This is a genomic window from Streptomyces sp. HNM0574 (genome assembly GCF_012726235.1).
Classification (GTDB): Bacteria; Actinomycetota; Actinomycetes; order Streptomycetales; family Streptomycetaceae; genus Streptomyces.
In genome coordinates, this window is record NZ_JAASAH010000034.1 from 1 (window position 1) to 2,015 (window position 2,015).

At 64.3% G+C, this 2,015-nt stretch carries 1 protein-coding gene; it reads left to right on the forward strand.

Annotated elements, in window-relative coordinates; genetic code table 11:
* A partial coding sequence (gene carB, locus HCC30_RS28175; protein ID WP_169445753.1) for a carbamoyl-phosphate synthase large subunit occupies window positions 1-2,015 on the forward strand: 2,015 nt, incomplete at both ends.

Below are 2,015 nucleotides of genomic sequence, written 5' to 3' on the forward strand. Positions count from 1 at the left end.
CACGGCGAATCCGCGCGTTCCTACATCTGCCACTCGATGGACGATGTGCTCAACGGGGTCGAGGAGCTGGGCGGTTACCCGGTGGTGGTGCGTCCCTCGTTCACGATGGGCGGTGCCGGTTCGGGTTTTGCGCACGACGAGGGCGAGTTGCGTCGGATGGCGAGTACGGGTCTGACGTTGTCTCCGACCACCGAGGTGCTCCTGGAGGAGTCGATTCTGGGGTGGAAGGAGTACGAGCTGGAGTTGATGCGCGACAAGAACGACAATGTCGTGGTGGTGTGCTCGATCGAGAATTTCGATCCGATGGGTGTGCACACGGGGGATTCGATCACGGTGGCTCCGTCGATGACGCTGACGGACCGTGAGTATCAGGTGTTGCGGGACATCGGGATTGCGGTGATCCGTGAGGTGGGTGTCGATACGGGTGGCTGCAATATTCAGTTTGCGGTGAATCCGGTGGACGGCCGTGTCGTGGTGATCGAGATGAATCCGCGGGTGTCGCGTTCGTCGGCGTTGGCGTCGAAGGCGACGGGTTTCCCGATTGCGAAGATCGCGGCGAAGTTGGCGGTCGGGTACACGTTGGATGAGATTCCGAATGACATCACGGAGCAGACTCCGGCGTCGTTCGAGCCGACGTTGGATTATGTGGTGGTGAAGGCGCCGCGGTTCGCGTTCGAGAAGTTCCCGGCTGCGGACAACACGCTGACGACGACGATGAAGTCGGTCGGTGAGGCGATGGCGATCGGGCGGAGTTTCCCGGAGGCGTTGAACAAGGCGCTGCGTTCGCTGGAGAAGAAGGGCAGTTCCTTCGATTTCACTTCCCCGGTCGGGGACAAGGTGGAGTTGTTGCGGGAGTCGGTGCGTCCGACGGACGGCCGGATCCAGACGGTGATGCAGGCGATCCGGGCGGGCGCGAGTCAGGAGGAGGTCTTCGAGGCGACGAAGATCGACCCGTGGTTCGTCGACCAGCTGTTCCTCATCAAGGAAACCGCCGACGAACTGGCCCAATCCCCCTGCCTCGACACCGAGTTGCTGACCGAGGCGAAACGCACGGGCTTCTCCGACGCCCAGATCGCCGCCCTCCGCGGCCTCCGCGAGGACGTGGTACGCGAACTCCGGCACGCCCTCCAGATACGCCCGGTGTACAAGACGGTGGATACTTGTGCGGCGGAATTCGCGGCGAAGACGCCGTACTTCTACTCTTCGTACGATGAGGAGTCGGAGGTGGCGTCGCGGGAGAAGCCTGCGGTGATCATTCTGGGTTCGGGGCCGAACCGGATCGGTCAGGGCATCGAGTTCGACTACTCCTGTGTGCACGCCTCGTTCGCGCTGTCGGATGCGGGTTACGAGACGGTGATGGTCAACTGTAATCCGGAGACGGTTTCGACGGATTACGACACCTCCGACCGGCTGTATTTCGAGCCGTTGACGCTGGAGGACGTGCTGGAGATCGTGCACGCCGAGCAGGCCGCCGGCCCCGTCGCCGGTGTGATCGTGCAGCTCGGTGGTCAGACTCCGCTCGGGTTGGCGCAGGCGCTGAAGGACAACGGCGTGCCGATCGTGGGGACTTCGCCGGAGGCGATCGATCTCGCGGAGGAGCGCGGCGCGTTCGGCCAGGTGCTCGCCAGGGCGGGCCTGCCGGCGCCCAAGCACGGGACCGCGACCACGTTCACCGAGGCGAAGGAGATCGCCGACGAGATCGGCTACCCCGTCCTCGTCCGGCCCTCGTACGTCCTCGGCGGCCGGGGCATGGAGATCGTCTACGACGAGCCGCGCCTGTCCACGTACATCGCCGAGTCCACCGAAATCAGCCCCGCCAGGCCGGTGTTGATCGACCGTTTCCTGGACGACGCGATCGAGATCGACGTCGACGCGCTCTACGACGGGCAGGAGCTCTACCTCGGTGGGGTGATGGAGCACATCGAGGAGGCCGGTATCCACTCGGGTGACTCGGCGTGTGCGCTGCCGCCGATCACTTTGGGCGGTCACGACATCAAGCGGCTGCGCGCCTCAAC